We start from the raw sequence: 13843 nt of genomic DNA, 5'->3' as shown, positions 1-13843 counted from the left end.
GGGTGGTGCCCGGCGCCGGCCCGGCCTGGCGTGGCGGCAATGAACGGCGGCCCGGGCGCGAGGTGCAGCGCGCGCCCGATGTGCGCATGAGCCAGGCAGCCATCGCCGCGCGCGACCAGGCATCTCCGCAGCCGCGCGCCGGCCGCGGCGATGCCGATGGTCCCGCGCGTGGCGATCGCGGCGATCGCAACTATTCGAACGCCCCGGGCGAACCCTGGCGCGGCAACGGCCGCGGCCAGAGCAGCCGGCCCGACGAAGCCCGCGGCTTTGTTGGCCAGCCTGGCCAGCCGGGCGGACCGGCCGACCCGCAACGGCAGGCGCAGGGCATGCAGCGCGAACAGCAGCAGGCTTTGCAGCGCCAGCAGATGGAACAGCAGCGGGAACAGCAGCGCGCGCTGCGCGAGCAGCAGCGGCAGGGGCCTGATCTGCAGCGGCAACAGCAGGAGGAGGCGCGGCAACGCGACGCCCAGCAACGGCAGTGGCAGGACCAGGCCCGCGACCAGCAACGCCAGCAGGATCAGCAGCGCATGCAGCAGCGCCAGTGGGCGGATGGACAGGACCGTCCCGATCCGGCGCGGCAATCGCAGGAAATGCAGCGGCAGCGCTTCGAGCAGCAACGGCAGATGCAGGAAGCCCAGCAACAGCGCCAGATGCAGGAAGGCCAGCAGCAACGTCAGATGCAGGAGTCGCGGCAGCGCCAGGCGCAAGACGCCCAGCGCCAGCAGATGGAGCAGCAGCGCCAGTCCGAAGCCCAGCAGCAACGGCAGATGCAGGAATCGCGGCAACGCCAGGCGCAGGACATCCAGCGCCAGCAGATGGAGCAGCAGCGCCAGTCCGAAGCCCAGCAACGCCAGGCCGCCGACCAGCAGCGCCAGCAGGTGGAGCGCCAGCGCCAGATGGCCGAGCAGCAGCGGCAGGGCCAGGAGATGCAGCGCCAGCGTTTCGAGCAGCAGCGGCAAATGCAGGAGGCGCAGCAGCGGCAGGCCGAGGCGGCCCAGCGCCAGCAGATGGCACAGCAGCGGCAGATGCAGGAGCAGCAACGCCAGGTGCAGGAGCAGCAACGGCAGCAGGCCATGCAGCGCCAGCAGGCGGAACAGCAGCAGCGTCACATGCAGGAGCAGCAACGTGCCGCGCAGGAGCAGCAGCGTGCGATGCAGGAGCAGCAGCGGCACCAGCAGGACCAGCAACGGCAGATGCAGGAGCGCCAGCGGCAGCAGATGGAGCAGCAGCGCCAGCAGCAACAGCAGCAGCAACAGCAACAGCAACAGCGCGCCCAGCAAGAGCGCGGCCAGATGGAGGCGCGCAACGGGCGCGACGGCGATCGCCGGCAGTAGCACGGCCCGCTTGACGGAGCGCGGAAGGCAAAAACCCCGGCAGGCCTCGCGGCCTGCCGGGGTTTGTTCTTGCGCGGTGCCGCGCGCGGCGCCGCGGCCTGGCTTACTTCGCCAGTTCCGACAACCGGACCTGCGAGATCTTGCCGTTCTGCACCCAGCCGACGATGGTGTCGGCCATCGACCCGCCCTTGGCGTCGATGCCGTCGACTTCGTTGGGGTTGACCTCCTTGGCCAGGCCCTTGACCGCATCGGGCATTTTCGCCCGGATCGCGGCCGCGTCGCTGGTGGTGCCGGCCAGCTTCATCGCACCGGCCAGCGCGTACACCATGGTGTAGTTCAGCGACATCTCGGTGGTGGCATCGCGCCCGTCATGCAGCTTCTTGTACTTGGCGTTGAAGTTCTGCGCGGCGGGGCGGCTGTCGTTGACCAGCGGCAGCACGCCGATGGAGCCCTCCAGCATGCCCAGGCCGTTGGTGACCTTGGCCATTTCATCCATCTTGGCCTGGTCCATCACGATAAAGCCGCCCTTGAAGCCCAGCTCGCGCGCCTGCTTGACCACCAGTGCGGTCGGCTCCGACGGGCCGCCGACGAACATCACGTCCGGCTTCTCGCTCATCGCGCGCGACACGCCGCTGTAGAAGTCGGTGGCCTTGGTGTATGACATCGGGTTGTTGGCCACCACCTTGCCGCCGGCCGATTCCCACGCCGGCACGAAGGCCTGCACCCAGGCCTTGGCGTAGTCGTGGTCGGCCGGGGCCAGCGCCACGTTCTTGCCGTAGCGCTTCATCTGCGCCTTGACGAAGGGCTCGATATAGCCGGTGTACGCGGGCGGGATGCGGATGGTCAGCTTGTTGCCGGCGTCGGTGATGCGCGGCACGCTGGAGTAGGCCATCACCAGGAACTTCTCCTGCTCATTGAAGGCCTGCAGGGCGAAGATGCCGCCCGAATGCGGGACGAACACCGCCGGGGTCTTGTGCTGCTGCACCAGGCGGCGGCCGTTGATGGCGGCCTCGGCGGGCGAGTACTTGTCATCCAGCGCCACCACCTCCAGCTTGACCTTCTTGCCCTTGACTTCCAGGCCGGACGCATTGATCTCGTCCACCGCCATCTGCACGCCCGACAGCACGTTCTTGCCATACAGCGCGGCACCGCCGGACAGCGGGCCGGTATAGCCGATCTTGACCACTTCCTGTGCCAGCGCGGTGCCAGAGGCGAGCATGGCGGCCATTGCAGTGGCGGCCAGCGGGAAGATACGGCGCATGATGTTGTGTTGCATGTGTTGTCTCCTGAAAGTACTGCGCTTGTTATGTCTGCTATCCGTTGACGACCGCTCGGCTTGCTCCCCTCTCCCGCAAGCGGGAGAGGGGGCACACAGTCGGTGATTCCGGTGCTACCCCCCGATATACGCCTTCCGAATCCCCTCATCCTTCAGCAACGTATCCCGGTCCCCTTCCATGACGATGCGCCCGCTCTCGATCACATAGGCGCGGTGGGCGATCCCCAGCGCCGCGTAGGCGTTCTGCTCGGCCAGCAGCACGGTGGTGCCGGCGCGGTTGATGCGCTGGATGATCTCGAACATCTGCTTGACCACCAGCGGCGCCAGCCCCAGCGACGGCTCGTCCAGCAACAGCGCGCGCGGGCGGCTCATCAGGGCGCGGCCCAGCGCCACCATCTGCTGCTGCCCGCCGGACAGCGAGCCGGCCGGGTCGTCCTTCTTCTGCCGCAGGATCGGGAACAGTTCATAGGCCTCTTCCAGCGTCTTGCGGATGCCCGCGCCGTCGCGCCGATGCACATACGCACCGAGCACCAGGTTCTTCTCCACGCTCATCGCCGGGAACAGCTTGCGGCCCTCCGGGCAATGCACCAGCCCGGCCTGCACGATCTGCGATGGCTTCATGCCCGACAGCTCGCGCCCGTCGAAGCGCATGCTGCCGCCGCTGATGCGGTGGATCGCGCTCATCGCCAGGAAGATCGAGCTCTTGCCGGCACCGTTGGCGCCCAGCAGCACCACCAGTTCGCCGGCGCCGGCGTGCAGGGTGATGTTGTCGAGGGCGCGGAAGCTGCCGTACGACAGCGAGACGCGTTCAAGCTGCAACATGGTCGGCTCCCAGGTAGGCCTCGATGACATGCGGATCCTGCTGGATCTGCGCGGGCGTGCCTTCGGCAATCTTCTCGCCGTAGTTCAGCACCATGATCTTGTCTGCCAGGCGCATGATCATGTCCATCTTGTGTTCGATCAGGCAGACGGTCTTGCCATGGCGCACCATCTTGCGGATCAGCTCGGCCAGGCCCACGGTCTCTTCCGGGTTCACGCCGCCGGCAGGTTCGTCGAGCAGCAGCAGTTCCGGGTCGGTCGCCAGCGCCAGCGCAAAGGCCACGCGCTTGCGCGCCTCTTGCGTGATATCGGCGGCGACCTCGTGCGCCAGGTGCGACAGGCCGACGAAGTCCAGCGCGGCTTCGGCCTTGTCGCGGCACAGGCGCTCTTCTTCACGCAGGCGGCGCGTGTTGAACAGCACGTCGCGCAGGCCCGAGTGGATGCGCAGGCGGTGGCCGACGATCAGGTTGTCGAGCACCGTGGCGCGGTCGAACAGCGCCGTTGCCTGGAAGGTGCGGGCCACGCCCAGGCGCGCGATCTGGTCGGCGCGCAGGCCGGCCACGTCCTGGCCCTTGAACAGGATCTGGCCGGAGCTGGGCGCATGCGTGCCAGCCACCAGGTTGAAGAAGGTGGTCTTGCCGGCGCCGTTGGGGCCGATGATGGCGTTGATATGGCCTTGTTCGAGGGTCACCGAGACATCGTGCACCGCGGTCAGGCCGCCGAATTTCTTGGTCAGGTTGCGGATCTCAAGCATGGTCGGCTCCGGCGCGGGTGGTCGGGACAGCGGTGGCGGGTTGTGCAGGGGGCTGCGCCGCCAGCTTGCCGCGCCGTTCGGCCGCGGCCTTGCGTGCCTGCTTCTTCAGCCAGGAACCCACGATGCCGTCCGGCACGAAGATGATCAGCAGGATCAGCACCGGGCCGAACACCAGCATGCGGTAGTCCTGCATGAACTGCAGCGACTGCGTGATCCACGGCACCAGCACCGCGCCCAGCAGCGGCCCGAAGATGGTGCCGATGCCGCCCACCAGCATCGACATCACCATGTCGAAGGTCAGGTCGGTGCGCGCGATGTCCGGTCCCAGGAAGCGCACCTGCCCGGCGTACAGCGCACCGGCAAAGCCGGCGTAGCCCACCGACAGCACGAACGACAGCACCTTGGTGCGCATCAGGTTGATGCCCAGCGCCTCGGCCAGGGCGTCGCTGTTGCGCACCGCCATGAAACTGCGGCCCAGCAGCGAGGTGACGATGCGGTGCATCAGGAAGGTGCCGGCCGCCAGGAAGAACAGCACCAGGTAGTACTGCGCCTGCACGCTGTCAAAGCTGAGCGGCCCGATCGCCGCCGGCACCGGGATGCCGATCAGGCCCACCGTGCCATGTGTCAGGCTTTCCCACTTCTCGATCAGCAGGTAGATGATGTAGCCCACGCACATGGTGAAGATCGAGAAGTAATGGCCCTTCAGGCGCAGCGACACCACGCCGATCACATAGCCCAGCACCATGCAGATCACGCCGGCCAGCACGAAGGCCAGCCAGAACGGCACCTGGTGGTCCACCGTCAGGATGCCCAGCGTATAGGCGCCGATAGCCATGAAGCCGCCATGGGCCAGGTTGAGCTGGCCGGTGTAGCCGGTGATCAGGTTCAGCCCGAGCGTGGCGATGGCATAGATGAAGGCCAGCGTCATCACGGTCAGGTAGTAGCTGTTGGGCGTGATCAGCGGGAAGGCGATGGCCAGCGCCAGCAGCAGCGTCCAGCCGGTTTTTCCTTGCAGTGCTTTCATTGTGTTGTGCTCCTCAGGCCGTCTTGCCGGCAAACAGGCCCTGCGGCCGGATCGACAGGATCACCACCAGCAGCACGAAGGCGATGATGTCCTTGTAGTCGGTGGAAACGTAGAAGCCGCCGAAGCTCTCGGCCATGCCGATGATCAGCCCGCCGACGATGGCGCCGGGGATGCTGCCCATGCCGCCCAGGATGATGATGACGAAGGCCTTGGTGATCACCAGGTTGCCCATGCTGGGGTAGACCAGGTTGATCGGGGCGTAGAGCGTGGCCGCGATTGCGGCCAGCGCGCCGGAGATGGCAAACACCAGCAGGGTCACGCGGGTGGCGTCGATGCCGACCAGCGCGGCGCCTTCGCGGTTCTGCGCCATGGCCATGATGGTGGCGCCGGTCATGGTGCGCGTCAGGAACAGGTGCAGCATCACCATCAGCGCAAAGGCGGCGCCGATGATCAGCAGGCGCTGCAGCGGTGCGGTCAGCCCGAACACGTCGACGATCTGGCCATAGGGCGTGGGCATGCGGTGGAAGTCCGCGCCCCACAGCGCCTGCGCGCCGGCTTCCAGGAACAGCAGGATGCCGATCGCGGCGATCATGTCGTGCAGCTCGGGCGAGTTGCGCAGCGGGTGGAACACCAGCCGGTCGGCAGCCATCGACAATACGGCCACCACCAGCGCCGCGCCCAGCATCGCCAGCCAGTAGTTCACGCCCAGCGATGTCATCAGGAAGTACGACACATAGGCGCCAGCCATGTAGAAGGCGCCATGCGCGAAGTTGGGCACGTGCAGGATGCCATAGACCAGCGTCAGGCCAAGTGCCACCAGGCTGTAGACGCCTCCCAGCGTCAGGCCGTTCAGGAACTGTTGAAGGAACAATGCCACAGGGGTACCTCGTGCGGTTCGGGAAACCAGGCACGCAGCGGCAAAGGCCGTGCGTGTTCCGTCGCGGCGGCGCCAGGCGCGGCCACGGTCAGGAAGTCGGGGGTGGAACTCAGGCGGGCGGCAGCGCCGGCTCGCGCGCGGTGATGCGCGGGCGGGATGGCCTGGCCCAGGGCGCGCCGTGGCGGTCACGGTGCGGGTGTGCAGATGCGTGTTGCAGGTACTGCATGGTTGTCTCCTGTGCGATGCGGCACGCTGGCCGCCCGGCAAGCCGGGGCACTTGGCCGCGTCGGCGTGGACGGCGGCGTTGCGACCCGGTGACGAGGTGTCGGGAGTATTCCCGCACGATCGTTCGTTTTCACTGACTTTTGCATAGGCGTCGCGGCATCGTCAAGGAAAGCGGCGGAGTATTCCGCACCGCGAAATAGCAGTTGGCGCGTCTCCGGGTAAGCCCGGAGGCTTGCCCCGCCATCCATCGACAAGGCCGATGACCCCTATGCGTTCCCTGCATGGAGAGCAGCCCGCCATTCCTTGGTTGCTGACTTCATTGATGCGACTGCGGATTGCGTGCCCAGCACGTCCTGCGTTCTTTTTGAGAGCATCGCGCAGGCTTCCGTCTGCCGTGGCGGTTGCCTGGTCGGCTTCCTTTATCGCGTGGGCGCTGGTGTAGAAAATCCTAAAAATCAAGAGGAAGGACAGTTCTGTAAAGAGGCCACCCTTCGCCGCTGGTGGCGAACGATGTTTTCGATCGGCCACTACGCTGGGTGCCCGCTGCAGCAATGTCGTGCTTCCTAAATTCCGAGTCTTGACGGGACGCTGCTGGCGGCCGCTCTCTGCAGCATCGCGACAGTTACCCCACGCAGCGCTCAAGGAGCGCCTGGCCGCTGGTTACCGGTGCAGCACAGGTGCGATGCCGGCACACGTAGGCCGCCGGCAGGCCGTTGACCGGGTGCCGCCCCTGGCCGACTGGAACGTCTTCGGCAAATGCGAGGACGCGTGCCGGGAGGTACGTGCGGTGAACGCTCTCGACAAGCGCGGCGGCAGCCGCCTTATCGCCGGCAAGAATGATCCCGAACGGGCCGCGCTGTGCGAAATCCCTGGCGGCCAGGAGGTGCACGAAGCCGGCCGGGGCCGCGGTGGCGGCAGTCCGGTAGTGCTGGAATTCGTGCTCGGCAAGCTCGTGGTAGCGATCCTGGCCGGTCAGTTCATGCAAGCGCAAGCAGGCAAAGACGCTGGCTGACATGCCGGACGGCCAGGCGCTGTCGTACGGCGCCCGGGGCCTGTGCACCAATGGCTCGCCATCATGGGGCGTAAAGTACAGTCCGTCGTCCCAGAACTTGTCGAGGATAAGCGCCACGAGTTCGACCGCGCGATCGAGGTATCGCTTGTCGAAGCAGGACTCGTAGAGGTCAAGCAGAGCGTTGGCCAGGAAGGCATAGTCTTCAAGGAACCCCGGCACCCTGGCTGTGCCGTCCTTCCAGGACCGGTACAAGCCGCCGTCCGGCATGGTGAGTTGGTCCTGGATAAAGCTGGCGGCACGCCTTGCGGCGGCGAGGTGTGCTCCGTTGCCGGTCGCCTGGTAAGCCGCACAAAGTCCCTGGATCATCAGACCGTTCCAGCCGGCGAGGATGTTGTCGTCGCGGCTGGGGCGCACGCGTTGGGCACGTGCTGCAAATAGCCGCTCGCGCCAGCGTTCGAGTCGCGCCTCCTCCTGGGGAGTCAGCGTGACCGCCCGGTGGAGCACCGATCTGCCGGCTTCAAAGTTCCCGCTGTCGGTCACGCCGTAGGCGCGACACGCGAGGGCGCCCTCGGATTCGCCCAGCACCGCCTTCACCTCGGCCGGTGTCCAGACATAGAAGCGGCCTTCCTCGCCTTCGCTGTCGGCATCTTCGCCGGCATAGAAGCTGCCATCGGGGTGCGTCATGTCGCGCAGGATGTACGCGATGGTTCCCTCGAATACACGGCGCCAGGCTTGCTTGCCGCTCAGCCTGTAGGCGTTGGCGTACAGCGCGACGAGCTGGCCGTTGTCGTAAAGCATCTTTTCGAAGTGGGGCACCGCCCAGCGTTCGTCGACGCTGTAGCGGGCGAACCCACCGCCGAGCTGGTCATGGATGCCACCGGCCGCCATGCCGTCGAGCGTGCGCTCCAGCGCTTCAAGCAAGGTGGGTTCACCGGTACGTTGATGGATGCGCAACACGAGGTCGTAGGCGCTTGCGTTGGGAAACTTCGGCGCTCCGCCCAACCCGCCATGGGTCGGGTCCGTATTCCGTGCCATGGCGCGGGCTGCTTGCGCGGGCAGGTCCTCGACCTCGGTGGCGGCACGGCCCGGGTCCGCTTCGTCTAGCTGTCGGAACCCCTGCCGAAACTGCTCGACAGTTTTGCTCAGCTCCTGGCGGCGATGCCTCCAGGCTTCGCTCAGGCTCAGCAGCACACGCTCGAACCCTGGGCGACCGTAGCGATCATCCGGCGGAAAGTAGGTGCCACCGAAGAATGGTTCTGCTTGCGGCGTCAGGAACACCGTGAGCGGCCAGCCGCCGCCCTGTCCCATCATCTGCGGGACCTTCTGGTAAATGTCGTCGAGGTCGGGACGCTCCTGCCGATCGACCTTGATGCTGATGAAGCGCTCGTTAATCAGGCCGGCGATCCGGGGATTCTCGAACGATTCGTGCGCCATGACATGGCACCAATGGCATGCGGCGTAGCCGACGGAAAGCAGAACCGGTTTGTCGTCGTCGCGGGCGCGGAGAAAGGCCTCTTCGCACCAGGGATACCAGTCGACCGGATTCTCTGCGTGTTGTCGGAGGTAGGGTGACGTTTCTGAGGCGAGCCGGTTTCCCATCACAGTCTCCAGCCTGGTGCGGTAGGACAACTGTGGCGCAGAACAAGGCCCCCGGCAAGCGATCAGCGCGCCACTGCCACGCCGGCGCCCGGGAGTGCCGGATCAGGCATTCCGTCGTTCAATGTCCGCATAGCCTGGGCGCGCATGTCGCTGGCTCACGCCGGCAGTGCCATTGCGTGGGGAAACCGATTTCAGCGCGTCTTGGCGACTCTTCAGCCAGCCAGCTCGCGGTGCAACGCCACGTATTCCTGCGCCAGCTTGTGGCGCGGATCCAGATGGATCATGGGGGTGGCATGCTGGTGCGATTCGCGGATCTTCACCGATGCAGACAGCCGCGATTCAAGTACTGGCAGGCCCTCGCTTACCAGTTCGTCGACCAGTTTCTGCGGCAAGCTCGCTCGCGGCTGGAACTGGTTGATCACGATCCCCTCGACCTGCAGCCCGTCGTTGTGGTCCTGCTGGATTTCCTTCACGTTATCGAGCAGCGTGTAGAGGGCACGGCGCGAGAAGTCATCGCAATCGAACGGGATCAGGCAGCGCTCCACGGCGATCAGTGCCGAGCGGGTATAGAAATTCAGGGCCGGTGGCGTGTCGATGTAAATGGCGTCATAGACTGCCTCCAGCTCGAGCAGGGCGTCGCGTAGCTTGTAGATCTTGTAGCGCGATTCGAGCTTGCCGTGGAGGGAATCCAGGTCAGGATGCGCGGGCATCACATCGAGGTTCTCGAACGGCGTCGGGTGGATAAAGGACGTAAATTCCACCGGCCTGAAGTTGTAGGTCAGGGAGGTCTCGAAAAAATTCGCCGCGGTCGGACTTGCCTCCGCGGCTTGCGCGCCAAGCAGGTACTGGGTGGAGTTGCCTTGTGCATCCAGGTCAATGACCAGGGTGCGCAAGCCCTCGCTGGCGCTGATCGCCGCGAGATTGCATACAATGGTCGATTTTCCGACCCCACCCTTCTGATTGAACACGACGCGCCGCATATGCCCCTCTGGAGAGAATCGATCCGAAGGCGGCAGCATACCTTAGCGTGAGGTTCTCGGCAGCACCCCGCCTGGCTATGACAACGATTCCGGGGCCGCGATGAGGTGGCGCCTGCGGGCAGGCGGGTGCCAGAGTCAGCCGTCCGATTCCTGCTCGCTGTACCATTGGCGCGTTGAGGTGGTCCCGCGCTTGGGCACCTCGTGGACCAGCCGTGAGCTGCACACCATGCGGCTCACGCCACCGAAAGCATCGACATGGTTGCCGACCTTGCCCGCTCCTGGTTGACCTTCAGTGCGCCCGTGGCCGCTGCACAGGCTGCCGGCCGCCCGCTCGTGGCGCTCGAATCCACCATCATCGCCCACGGCATGCCCTACCCGGAGAACGTTCGCACGGCGCGCGAAGTGGAGGCCCTGATCCGCGACCTGGGCGCCGAGCCCGCGACGATCGCGCTGATTGGCGGGCGAATCCGCATCGGGCTTTCGAACGACGAGCTGGAGCTGCTCGGGCGCTCGGAGCGGGTGCACAAGGTGAGCCGCCGCGACCTGCCAGCCGTGCTGGCCGGCGGCGGGCTCGGCGCCACGACCGTGGCCGGCACGATGATATGTGCCGCGCTGGCGGGCATCGAGGTCTTCGTCACCGGCGGGATTGGCGGCGTGCACCGCGGTGCGCAGGAGACCTTCGACATCTCGGCCGACCTGCAGGAACTGGCCAGGACCTCGGTGGCGGTGGTCTGTGCCGGGGCGAAGTCCATCCTGGACATCGGACTCACGCTGGAATACCTGGAAACACACGGCGTGCCGGTGCTCAGTTGCGAGCAAGACAATGTTGCTGCGTTCTACACGCGCGACAGCGGCTTTCGTGCTGACTTCAGGCTGGACGACGCGGCGGAGCAGGCACGCTTCATCCGCACCAAGTGGGACCTGGGCCTGGCGGGCGGCGTGGTGTTGAGCACACCGGTGCCGCAAGCGGCAGCGATGGCGTCCGGGGAGATCGACGCGCTGACCCAGCAGGCGCTTGCCGAGGCCAGGGCGCAGGGAATCACCGGCAAGGCCGTGACGCCTTTCCTGCTGGCTCGCATCAAGGCGCTGACGAGCGGACGCAGCCTGGCGGCAAACATCGCACTCGTGAAACACAATGCCGAGGTAGGGGCAAGGCTGGCGCTGGCATTGGCACGCGCGGGGCGCGGGGCGGACGCAGCCTAGCCAGGTGAGCAGGCCGGCATCCGCAGGGTGCGGGCGCGCACCTGGCAAGCTGTGTCTGTGCGCCAATGTCGCCTAATCTTGTGTCTTAGCGATCAGCGAGTGGAAGACTCGCCTGAAGTCGCAGCGCGTACACTTTCGATCCGGGGCTGACGGCAGGAGTCATCATCATGCGACTCTCACTAATAGTCAGCGGCGCCATGCTGGCGCTTTCGGCATGTACATTGGAACCGGCCGGAACAGGCGCCTTTACCGTCATGGGGCCGGCCAGCTTCGATCGCACCTTCACGGCGGCTGCCGGGGCCATGCGTGACCAGGGCCTGGCGATCAGCGTCGAGGACCCGGTCAATGGCGTGGTTGTCGGCAGCCTGGATACCAGGACGGTGATGGCCGGGGTTCACCAGCAGGCAGACGGCCACGTGCGCGTGGAATTCGACGGCATGGCTGCACACGATCCGGCGTTGATGGCGCGCATTTCGCGCAGCTACAACCGCCGCATGGGCCGCTGAAGGGCGTCAGAGGCGTCCAGAATCCGCCGTGCGATGCCGTCAAGGGCGCGACGGGATGGACGCCCAAATGACGGGCGCCATCGCGCGTCGCCGCGCTCAGTCGTGGTGGCGATGCTTCTTGTGGCCCTTGTGCTTGCCGCGATTGCCGTTCTTGTGGTCATCGGCATAGTTGTTGCGCGACACATTGCCGCCCAGCGCCGAGCCCGCTGCACCACCGGCCGCGGCACCGACGATGCCGCCGGTTCGGCCGCCCACGGCATTGCCTGCCGCCGCGCCGGCACCACCGCCCAGCGCGCCACCCACGATGGCGCCGGTTCGTTCCTTCTTGTTGGCAGTCACCGCGCCGCCCGCGCCGCCGCCCACCGCGCCGCCGACCACGGCACCTGTGCTGCCGCCCAGTGCGCCACCGACGGCCGCGCCCGCGGCGCCGCCCAAGCCGCCGCCAACGGCGTTCTTCAGGTCATCGGCCAGCGCCGGTGTGGTGGCAGCGGTCAGCAGCAGGGTCAGGCACAGCGCACGAAGTGGTTGTCGAGTCATGTTTTTCCTCAAGGGGGATGGTTGGCGATCCGCCGATGGGGGAGTTTACACGGAGCGGTCCGTGGCGCAGGAAACAGCGACCCCCGGGATGGAGCCGCCACGAGCCGGAAAACAGAAAAGCCCTTCACAATTCGTGGAGGGCTTTTTCAATTCAGGCCGTCATGCGGCGCAGGGCGACTATAGCGGGCGAATCTTTGACGCTTGTGGGCCTTTCTGACCTTGCGTCACTTCAAATTCCACTCTCGCACCTTCCTCCAGCGATTTGAACCCGGTGCCCTGGATTTCGCTGTGATGCGCAAACAAGTCCTTGCCGCCATCATCCGGCGTGATGAACCCATAGCCCTTTTCACTGTTAAACCATTTCACGATGCCAGTCGCCATCTCGTCCTCGAAATTTGGTGCACACAGGTTGCGTGTTGAGAAACCCCGCCCCGGAATCGCCGCGTCGCCAAAATATGGTTGAACGCGGTACGGCGCGCCGAAACCCTAGCATACCGAAGAGGAGGGCGGGCAGCATCTGCGGGTTAACCTCTGGGTCGGAGCGCAGATGATGAGGCGGGCGAGTCGCGGTATGGGCTGAGTGCGCAAATTTCCGACCGCGGAATCCGGGAAAATCCCCTCGATCCAGCCTTACTCAGACCAAACGGCATCGACGTCCCGCAGCAGGTGCCCGGCCAGGATGTAGTCGCCGGCCTTCATGGCCTTGGTCTCCAGGGCAACCAGCTCGTTGGCTGCGAGCTGGTCCAATGCAAACTGGCAGTAAAGGTTCCGTTGCCGGAAGGACACCTTCGGCCGGCTGAGGCCGGCAATGAGCGCCGCGAGGGACTTCACGGCAATGCTCTCGTGTCCGCGATATTCCACCCGTATCCCTACCTTGTTACCAAGGCGCCCGAGCTCAATCGCATCCTGCCAACCTGACTCATAGTCGAGCTCGACCAGCGCGACCCCCTCTGCCTCCAGGAGCCTGATGGCTTCCCCTTTGGTTCCAGCCCGAGCCGTTGTCATTTCTGCCTCCACTCACACCTTCCCGCGCGCGGGTCGCCGGTCTGGTTCAACGTGCTACTGAACTCAACTCAACGTCGCCCCGCTCACCTTGACTCTTGGCTTCAGATTTGGAGTCAAGATCCAGCTTAATTCTGACGTAAGAAAAATCTAAGTCAATATAGAATCGCCCTGTAGTCCTGCTACCACCCGCGCAACCGCTCCGGCGACGCGGGTTCTTTTTTTGACACCGAGCGGTCCCCATTCGGCCTGAAGCTCAACGCCTTTTCCCCAGTAGCGACATATTGGTAGCAGACCTCGGCGAGTGGTGCTAATGCAAGCCGTCCGGCCGGTCGGCGAATGGCTGCTCCTGAACCTGGATGCATATCATGTTGCGATATTCGTTGAGCCGCCGCCGCGCACGTTTTGGCAAAGGAAAAAATGCCGGGGATTACGGCAGACATGCTTCCAATCGTATTGAACACAAGGTGGCGAGCAACTAAGATGAACGTTCCGGGTGCGAGACCAAGCACCCGCCAGCCAGAACCTCGCGTCCGAGGCGAAACAAGCGGCCTGTGCAACTCAGGCCGACTGTCACGGACGGTAGTGAAGTCCCGTAGCAAAAGTACACCTACAGCTTGGGAGACGACTGTGCTGAGTCATCATGAATTCGCCACGCTTGTGCTGGTAAGCGGCAGCTCCGACCCAATGGAGCT

13 protein-coding genes are annotated in these 13843 nt (G+C 65.4%); 2 read left to right on the top strand and 11 right to left on the bottom strand.

Annotation, left to right across the window (positions count from 1 at the left end; all coding sequences use genetic code 11):
* From AC3WLF_RS23815 to AC3WLF_RS23780, 8 genes are all read right to left on the bottom strand, one after another.
* On the bottom strand, window positions 1-1337 hold a 1337-nt coding region (locus AC3WLF_RS23815), incomplete at its 3' end, for a hypothetical protein (RefSeq protein ID WP_492358914.1).
* A gap of 100 nt (window positions 1338-1437) precedes the next feature.
* Window positions 1438-2610, bottom strand: a complete 1173-nt coding sequence (locus tag AC3WLF_RS23810; RefSeq protein WP_035824303.1) for an ABC transporter substrate-binding protein — start codon at window positions 2608-2610, stop codon at window positions 1438-1440.
* A 114-nt stretch (window positions 2611-2724) separates the two neighbouring features.
* A complete protein-coding gene (locus AC3WLF_RS23805; protein WP_492358913.1) occupies window positions 2725-3432 on the bottom strand; it encodes an ABC transporter ATP-binding protein in 708 nt (235 codons plus the stop codon).
* Window positions 3419-4183, bottom strand: a complete 765-nt coding sequence (locus tag AC3WLF_RS23800; protein ID WP_492317315.1) for an ABC transporter ATP-binding protein — start codon at window positions 4181-4183, stop codon at window positions 3419-3421. Before AC3WLF_RS23800 ends, AC3WLF_RS23805 begins: the two co-directional genes overlap by 14 nt.
* Window positions 4176-5207: a branched-chain amino acid ABC transporter permease gene (locus AC3WLF_RS23795; protein ID WP_492356035.1), complete on the bottom strand. Its 1032-nt coding sequence runs from the start codon at window positions 5205-5207 to the stop codon at window positions 4176-4178. The genes AC3WLF_RS23800 and AC3WLF_RS23795 overlap by 8 nt, the downstream gene beginning before the upstream one ends.
* Before the next feature lie 13 nt (window positions 5208-5220).
* Window positions 5221-6084, bottom strand: coding sequence for a branched-chain amino acid ABC transporter permease (locus AC3WLF_RS23790; RefSeq protein WP_492317317.1), 864 nt, complete (start codon window positions 6082-6084; stop codon window positions 5221-5223).
* Between the two features lie 847 nt (window positions 6085-6931).
* Window positions 6932-8920 carry a thioredoxin domain-containing protein gene (locus tag AC3WLF_RS23785; RefSeq protein WP_492358912.1) on the bottom strand — a complete coding sequence of 663 codons (1989 nt, stop codon included), beginning with the start codon at window positions 8918-8920 and terminating at the stop codon, window positions 6932-6934.
* Between the two features lie 212 nt (window positions 8921-9132).
* The gene (locus AC3WLF_RS23780; RefSeq protein WP_492317437.1) at window positions 9133-9900 is read right to left on the bottom strand and encodes a ParA family protein; all 768 of its coding nucleotides are present in this window, start codon (window positions 9898-9900) and stop codon (window positions 9133-9135) included.
* 255 nt (window positions 9901-10155) lie between these two features.
* On the opposite strand from AC3WLF_RS23780, the gene AC3WLF_RS23775 reads away from it, so the two are divergent.
* Both AC3WLF_RS23775 and AC3WLF_RS23770 read left to right on the top strand, forming a co-directional pair.
* The gene (locus AC3WLF_RS23775; protein WP_492317319.1) at window positions 10156-11103 is read left to right on the top strand and encodes a pseudouridine-5'-phosphate glycosidase; all 948 of its coding nucleotides are present in this window, start codon (window positions 10156-10158) and stop codon (window positions 11101-11103) included.
* Window positions 11104-11270: 167 nt separating this feature from the next.
* A complete protein-coding gene (locus AC3WLF_RS23770; protein WP_492317320.1) occupies window positions 11271-11609 on the top strand; it encodes a penicillin-binding protein in 339 nt (112 codons plus the stop codon).
* 96 nt (window positions 11610-11705) lie between these two features.
* Here the strand turns inward: AC3WLF_RS23770 and AC3WLF_RS23765 are convergent, their stop codons facing one another.
* From AC3WLF_RS23765 to AC3WLF_RS23755, 3 genes are all read right to left on the bottom strand, one after another.
* Window positions 11706-12146 carry a hypothetical protein gene (locus tag AC3WLF_RS23765; RefSeq protein ID WP_492317321.1) on the bottom strand — a complete coding sequence of 147 codons (441 nt, stop codon included), beginning with the start codon at window positions 12144-12146 and terminating at the stop codon, window positions 11706-11708.
* Between the two features lie 177 nt (window positions 12147-12323).
* On the bottom strand, window positions 12324-12527 hold the full coding sequence (locus tag AC3WLF_RS23760; RefSeq protein WP_010812734.1) for a cold-shock protein: 204 nt from the start codon (window positions 12525-12527) through the stop codon (window positions 12324-12326).
* A gap of 249 nt (window positions 12528-12776) precedes the next feature.
* Window positions 12777-13151: a PHA-granule associated protein 4 gene (locus AC3WLF_RS23755; protein WP_492317322.1), complete on the bottom strand. Its 375-nt coding sequence runs from the start codon at window positions 13149-13151 to the stop codon at window positions 12777-12779.
* Window positions 13152-13843: the final 692 nt, after the last annotated feature.

It is taken from the genome of Cupriavidus sp. FW306-01-F10A (assembly GCF_058782785.1).
The sequence above is the reverse complement of the archived record's forward strand: the minus strand, read 5'-3'. Positions and strand labels throughout refer to the sequence as shown.